The 7850-nt window shown below is 46.5% G+C and carries 4 protein-coding genes; 2 read left to right on the forward strand and 2 right to left on the reverse strand.

Annotated elements, in window-relative coordinates; genetic code table 11:
• Positions 1-5: 5 nt before the first annotated feature.
• Both ACJJIM_RS21860 and ACJJIM_RS21865 read right to left on the reverse strand, forming a co-directional pair.
• Positions 6-1913, reverse strand: coding sequence for a type VI secretion system Vgr family protein (locus ACJJIM_RS21860; protein ID WP_413664126.1), 1908 nt, complete (start codon positions 1911-1913; stop codon positions 6-8).
• A gap of 164 nt (positions 1914-2077) precedes the next feature.
• A complete protein-coding gene (locus ACJJIM_RS21865) occupies positions 2078-2566 on the reverse strand; it encodes an Hcp family type VI secretion system effector (RefSeq protein WP_413664127.1) in 489 nt (162 codons plus the stop codon).
• A gap of 589 nt (positions 2567-3155) precedes the next feature.
• Between ACJJIM_RS21865 and ACJJIM_RS21870 the strand changes: the two genes are divergently transcribed.
• Complete coding sequence (locus tag ACJJIM_RS21870; RefSeq protein WP_444911964.1) at positions 3156-5777, forward strand: bifunctional serine/threonine-protein kinase/formylglycine-generating enzyme family protein; 2622 nt, start codon at positions 3156-3158, stop codon at positions 5775-5777.
• 104 nt (positions 5778-5881) lie between these two features.
• Complete coding sequence (locus ACJJIM_RS21875; RefSeq protein ID WP_413664129.1) at positions 5882-7819, forward strand: ShlB/FhaC/HecB family hemolysin secretion/activation protein; 1938 nt, start codon at positions 5882-5884, stop codon at positions 7817-7819.
• Positions 7820-7850: the final 31 nt, after the last annotated feature.

Below are 7850 nucleotides of genomic sequence, written 5' to 3' on the forward strand. Positions count from 1 at the left end.
CCCCATCAGTTAATCATGGTTACGCCGCCTTTCAGGGTCAGCATCCCGCCACCTTTAACTTCTGCAGTAGCGTCGCCCTTACAGGAAAGCATTGTTCCTTTGATGGTGATACCAGCTGGAGTCAGTTTAATACTGCTACCGCCGACTTTTAATTCAATGGATGCTTTGGAGGAAATCTTAATTGCACCCATTGCATCAGTAGTTTGAGAACCTTTACTGACCTTGAGTGTGTGATTTCCTGACCCGATAGTTACAACTTGATTGCCTTTACTGACATTGAGTTTCTGATCACCTTTTGAGATGGTGACAACTTCACTGCCATCGGTAACCGTAATAGTCCGGTCTTGCTTAACCTCAAGGGTCTGTTTGTTCTCTATCTTACCTGTTTGGTCATTATGGACGACAAAGTTATGGTCTTTGCCGGCTTCCATATAAAGCTCTTCGCTTCCGCCTTTGTCATCAAATCGAAGTTCGTTAAAGGCGCTACCTTCATACTCAGTTTTCCAGCCGCTTTGAGTCGCAGTGTAGTTGGGACCAGGATTATCACCGTTATATACGGCTCCAGTTATCAGTGGTCTATCTGGATCACCATTAATATAAGTAACAATAACTTCTTGATTGACTCTGGGGACAAAGTTGGCGCCCCAGTTTTTTCCGGCAAATGACTGCATCACCCGTACCCAACAGCTGTTCTGCTGTGAATTCCATGGGAACTTGACTTTGATTTGGGTGTAGGGGTCTTGTGAACTATCAGAAGTGGTGGCCTTAACTTCAAGAACGCGTGCGACTTGCGGAGAGTGTACCTTCTTCGCAAAAATATTTGGCTCAGGTCTTGGAGTTACTGATGATGGAATGCAACTGAAAGTATTGTGGAAATGTGTTTCCGCACTATTGCCGTCTGTAGCAGAGATATGTACGGAAGTAATCAGGTACTTCCCTTTTTCTGACGATAATGTGTGGTCAAAATTAAAGCGGCCGCCAGCTGTGAATGAGGGGCAGTCACTGCGCCCATGGCTCACATCAAATAAAGCTTCTTGTGCTTCCATTGAGCGCTCGGCTAGCGCCTTATGGTAGCTATCTGTAAATTTGTGCTTATTTTCACCGTCAGCCTGAAAATGATTTAGCCCATAAAGGCCGCGCATGTAATTGCTGACATCATTTAGTTGGCTGGTGGTTTTAACTTGCTGCTTATTATCTTTTGTTGCGGTGAACTCACAATAATCTTTCAGTTCAAAGCCGCCACCATGATAATTGAAATTTCGCTGCCAGCTACTTACGGTATTTTTTGTCGGATGACTACCGCTCCCATCGTATTCTATCTGTTCGCTTTCGCAGTCATAGAAATCCTGGCTATCATCACAAAGTACAAGTTCGTGTTGCCCATTTGAGTGCTTGAAGTAATAGGAGATACCCTCTTCAGCCATAAGGCGATTGATGAATTCAAAATCACTTTCATCAAACTGCACACAATATTCACGAGTTATATATTCAGCATTTAATTTAACGCTTAGTTTTACAACTTTGCTGTACTCGCCCAAAACTTCTTCAAGAATCTGTTTAGCAGATTTCTTTTCAAAAATTCTGTTGGAACCCCCGAGGCTGGTAAACCAAAGGCCTGGTTGAATCGTGGCGCTATAACTTCGTACTCCCTCAGCATTTACATCGCGCAGAGACAGTTGAGTAACGTAACCATTGATATAGCGAGGAGTTTCTGAGTGGTGTACAGAAACGGTAACAGCCTTGCCGACGATATCTTTCTGGCTTATTGCATGGTCATCGGACAGGAGCTGAAGTTCATAGCGGAAGAGTTTGGATATGTGCTCTTCGCCTTGCAGGCTGGTAGCGATTACCGCATCCGTGCCGAGCGGGCTGTCGACTTTAATCAGTCTTCTATCTTGATTTAATGTAGTCATGGGCAGCCCCTACTATCCCTACGGTGCCTTGGAGAATAGTACTAGTTATTATACATTCAGTTATTTAGCTGAAAACTCAATAAGCGCTCAGCTAAATAACTGCTAAATAATGGTCTGCAGAATTTCCTGCAGACCATTGTATATGCAGATCAGGTTCTGCTGGCTTACAGCGGCTTGGCTGTTTCCAGGTCGTATCCAACACGCATATTTTTGGGGTTCTTGTTGGTCTTGTCTGCGTGGTTGAGGTCCGCTTCGATTTTAGCGTAGCTCAGGGATACAGACTCAGCCGGAGCGCCACCAGCGGAAGCACCGATGCTGTAGGAGGAAATCAGGGTGTTTTCCAGTTTGTAAACAGCGTACTTCTCTACAGAGTTAGCACCGGTTTGTACTACGTGGATCTCAACGGTAACACCTTCGTCACCGGTTACAGAAGATTTGAACAGACCGCCGGAAGCAGCGTCGATGCGCTTAGTGAAGCTTACTTCGCTCAGGCTTGGGCGAGAAGCTTCGCGGTTTGACATGGCGCCAGCTTCCATGGTAATGCCGCGGCCAACACCGAAGTTGAAGCTGTCAATTTCGATCCAGTCCTCGTAGCCGGAAGCAGTAACATTGCCTTTGATGGCTTTGTTGTTGTAGTTCATGTAGATAGCCATGGGATGTCCCTCATTAGTTGGCGTGTGATGTTGGTGGTTAATCCCTTACCACCGCGATTCGCAGTAGTTCAGGTGGTCGTCGCGGTGGCAACTGTGATGATTTAAACAAAGAGAAAGCTAAAAACAAACTAATTTTCGAGTTATTTAATCGACTCTGGCACTAATTTCGAGAGGCAATTTTATGCTGTTACGATTTATGCCCGTTTGCCCTAATTGACTCTGACACTAATTTAATATTGCTAAAAAGTAACAAACCTCTAATGGGGATAAATAAGTGGTTTGAGTCATGGATATCGATTGACAGTCAAATATCTATTTGAAAGCATTTACTGGTATTTTTTTGATAAGCTTGCTTTGTAATAATATGTAATTCAGCCATATAGAGAAGTGATACTCAGTGTTTTCGGGGGCTGGATCAAAATAATAGTTTGATGGCGTGTTAAGGCAAATTTATTTGAATATTGATTCATTGTTGCCACATAGGCTGTTCGATATACTTCGCACCCTACTTTATTGCCTTGCCCATTAGATCAATAACAAAGTTTTTGCGGATTTGGATGTGTCGTAATGGTTTCCCATGGAGGCGGAATTGAACGATAAGACGCGTATTGTTCGGCCGAGTGACACTCCGCCGGGCTCAGGCCAATCAACCAGCGGGCTGACAGAAGATGGTGATATCACCGTTGTTGTGCAGCAGGATAAGACTGGAGCAAATGATCACCCCCCGGTTAAAGGTGCCCAACCGGTAATCCCTTCGGCTGCTGCCAGCTTTAGCTCAGATGCTACTGTCTTTGCGCCTTCCCCTAATCCTAATCGGATGGGAAGTGGGGCTGGGGCCAATGAAGTTTTGGGTGGGGTTTCTGCCGATTCGGCAGTAATACCTGAACCCTTTGAAGCTTCCGGCTCAAATGCAGTGACCAAAACTGTAATCAAAGGTCGATTTGAGCTTGACAAACTCCTGGGTGTTGGGGGAATGGGGGCAGTTTACAAAGCCCTTGACCGCCGTAAATTAGAAGCCAGTGACAGCGAGCCCTATGTCGCTATCAAGCTGCTTAATGATGATTTCCAAAAGCACCCCGATGCTTTTATTTCTCTCCAGCGGGAAGCGCGCAAGTCACAAACGCTTGCTCACCCTAATATCGTAACGGTTTACGATTTTGACCGCGATGGAGATCGCGTATTTATGACAATGGAGTTCCTTGAGGGTGCTCCATTGGACAAGTTGTTGCGCGATCATGCCGATGTTGGGTTGGAGCCCGAGCGTGCCCGCTCGGTATTTTGGGATATCTCCCAAGCCCTGATATATGCCCACTCCCATAAAATTGTTCACTCGGACTTTAAGCCAGGCAATATTTTTGTCACCAATAAGAAAGGTGCAAAAGTATTTGACTTCGGTATTGCCCGAGCTGTTTCTGAAGGGGGAATCGCAAATAAAGCTGGCGAAACGACAGTATTTGACGCTGGCACTCTTGGAGCCCTAACTCCGGCATATGCGAGCCTTGAGATGCTCAAGGGAGCTGAACCGGCACCAAGTGATGATGTATTTGCGTTGGGTTGTGTTGCCTACGAACTATTCTGCGGGCGCCACCCTTATGACAAGACACCTGCCGATAAGGCCATGGAGCAGGGCCTGCGGCCCAAGCGGATCAAAGGGCTTAATCGCAGGCAGTGGCGCGCACTTGAGTCAGCACTCGAACTAAAGCGCGAAAACCGCACCAGTACCGTAGAGAAGTTTGTACAGGCGTTCTTTGTTAGCCATGCCTGGAAGTGGGTACTAGGCAGTGCGTTTGTCATGGTGTTGGGAGGTGCTGTTGTGGGTTATGGCCATCTGCAGCAGCAAAATGCTGTAGAGCAAGAGCGAGTCAGAATCGAGCTCGAACGCAAGCACGAACAGGAGCTATTGGCCAGGCGTATTGCTGATAAGAAAGAGGCTATCACCCGGTTGATTGGCCTGAGTATTTTGACTCCAGCCTGGGAGCGAGATCTTCAACTGGAGTTGGAGGAGTATTCTGAGCTGAATCCTGCGGATAAAGAGTTCCTGGATTCCTCCCGTCGCCAGGTATCAGAGCTTTTCCTGGCTGCTGCAACCGGTCAGTTAAACCTGGGTAACCTCGATCAGGCCGATGTCATGCTGGCGGGGGTTGCCAACTGGTATGGTGAGTCTAAAGAAGCTGAGGCTATCAAAACTCAGCTGGCGAATGATAGAGAGAACCTGCGCGCTCGCCTTGAAGCGGAGCGGATTGCTGAAGAGCGTGAAGCGGAGCGTATCCGCCTGGCGGAAGAGCGGGCGGAGCGTCGCCGCTTGGCTGCGCAAAAGCAACGGCAGATTGATGCTGTGCTCGATGATATGGAAGTAGCACTCACCTGCAGCTTTTCCATGAGTGCCACTGCAATAGGTTCACAGTTGTCCAGCCTGGCAAAGCTGGATAGTGCAAAAGCCTTGAAGATCCGTCCAGTGGTGGGCGAAGAGCTGGTAAATTGCGCATCCAATCTCGGAACCAAGGATCCGATTCAGACGGAAGCCCTGGTTGATCAATTCAGGGCTCTACTGCCCGCATACCAACCACTGAAAGACTTTAAGCTGGATTTTTGTGGGCACCTGGTTCCGGGCAGCGGTCGGCGTGGTGATCGTTACACCTGTCGTGATCGTCTTGCGGATGGCAGCAAGGGGCCTGCAATGGTGGTGATTAAAGGTTTGAGTGGCCGGCCACTGGCTGTGGGTAAATATGAGGTTAGCAGCACTGAGTTGGCTCAATTCTGCCGTATTGCTGGTCAGTGCGGAGAGCAGACTCCAGAAGCAACGGACTTGCCGGTAAATAACTTATCCCTGGCAATTGCAGAGGCTTATTTAAGTTGGCTCAGTGATGAGACCGGCTACCGCTACCGCCTACCTTCTGAGCAGGAGTGGTTTGCTGCTGCAAGTGCCAGGGGGGAAGATGAAGTAGCAGATCGAAACTGTCATTTGAAGTATGGCGGTATTGAAAAAGGTGCTGAGTTGGTACCTGCCCGGGCTGGCTCCTCTAATGGGTTTGGGTTGCTTAATGCTGTAGGTAATGTCCAGGAGTGGGGATTAGGTACAGAGGGCGAATTGCTCGCTTTGGGAGGTAGCCGCATAGATCCAATGAGCCGTTGCCTGGCAACAACCAAGAAGCTTCATAATGGCCAGCCCGATGAGTTTACTGGTTTCCGTGTTGTTAGAGATGTTAACTAGATTAAACAATTACCAGCGAATATCGATACGATAGTTGAGTTGGTTAGATTAAAGATTAAGAGATTAAAACTGGGGGAAATATGCTTGGGCTAGGAAAAAGTAAGTTGGCATTATTTGTAGGTGCTGGCTTTCTTGTATCGCAAGTACCGGCTTTTGCCCAGGAGGATGGATCTAGTTTTCGCAACCGAGTGCGGGAAGCTTTTAATCAGGATACGTCTACTATTAATGAAGTGGATGTAACCCAAGACTTTCTCCAGCGTACTTATGAAGCTGAAGACCCCAACTTAAATACAGAAATTCCTGAAATCTCTCAGAGAAATCAGGGGCCGCGGATTACTGTAAAAGAATTTAAGTTTCATCGCTTAGAAGAGTATCCCGAATTTGGTATTTCCCGGGAAACCGTAGAGGAAATGGCAGAGGAACTTCGGGCTAAATTTATGAAAGAGGATCAAATCCTCGCTAGCGGTTATACCGTAGACAACCTGGAAGAGCTGGCAATATTACTGGGCAATATGAATGCTCAATTTAATCCTGGTGGCTTGGGGCCTGCTGAGCTTAAGAAGCTGGTAAGTGTAATTGAAAAACAAAATAAAGAGAGAGGCTTAAGCTATGGCGATCTCGAAGAGATTGCTGCTGAATTGACAAGCTTCTATCGTCGCCAGGGGCTGTTTTTGGCCCAAGTGCAAATTCCCGCTCAAGACGTAGAAAATGGAGTGGTCACTCTTACGGTACAGGAGGGGCTTCTAGGGCAGGTTGTTGCTGAAGATAACGAAGAGTACACAGACGAAAAACTGGCAGAACCCTTTGAAGATCAGCGTGGCCATCTGGTAAATCACGAGAATATCGAGGAAGGGTTATATTTACTTAATGACTTGCCAGGCTTAAACGTTACCGGCTACTTTAGTGCGGGCGACAACCCCGGTGAAACCAAGCTTAATTTAAAAGTACGTGAGTCGGATTCCTGGCGCGCTTCATTTAGAGCTGATAATCACGGTTCTCTATATACCGGTAGTGAAAGGGTTTATGCAACCGTAGACTGGTTGAATCCTCTAGGAATCGGTGATGCTTTAACTTTAGGGTACCTAAAGTCAAATCCAGGGTCTAACAGCTATTATGGCTCTGACCTCGGACAGTTTAGGTATAGTTTTCCTTTATTTGGCCCACGCACTCGACTGGAAATATCTGCAGATCACAATGAGTTTAATCTTTTTGATGAAGAAGATGACGATAACGTAATTAACTTACTGGAAATTTCGGGTGTAAACAAAAGTTACGCGCTGTCTTTAGATCATAAATTTCGGCGTTCAAGGGATTTTAACTTCACAGGTTCCTTTGGCCTAACAGAAAAGAAATCAGATTTGGAAGGGATTATTGAGTTCACCAGCGATCACGTCTATGGGGGTGAAGTCGGTGTCTATATGGATAGTCTCTCTAATGGTTTCCTTTCCATGCTGAATATATTGAGTGCGACCGCGCAGTATGGTGAGCATCAAAATACGGTTGAGGAAGGAAGGGGAGATGAATTTAATAAGTTGGCAATTAATACCAGCTCTCTGATCTTCCTTCCAATGCCCTTTACTGATGACCATTCAAGGCTGATCGTAAAAGGAAGAGCACAGTATAGTGAAAGCAGCCTTCCTGGATTTGAGCAATTGTCTCTCGGTGGTGCTAATGGCGTGCGTGCTTTCTCTGCAAGAGATTTTTCTGCTGATATGGGAGCCGTCGTTTCCGCAGAGTGGTATGTCAATTTTCCTGAGTTCATGAATCCAATTCTGTTCAATCAGCGTTTGAATGATATTTTCCAAGTTGCACTGATCGCTGATGTTGGATATGGCTATGTAAATAATTATGAAGATTCCCTTGAGGATGATTGGGCTCGATTTTCTGGAGGCGGAATGCTGTTTAAGATGAATTGGAGTGACAGCTTCTCGAGTAAGGTCTCTGTAGCCTGGCCAATTATGTCGAGTTCCTCGATAACGAATATAGCAATTGGTAAAGACGAACCCACCGTCTACGCTGATTTCTCCGTTTTTTATAACTGAACAAATACTGTTTCCTAGAAACCTATAAGTA

The organism is Microbulbifer maximicatervae (SeqCode), from assembly GCF_052467615.1.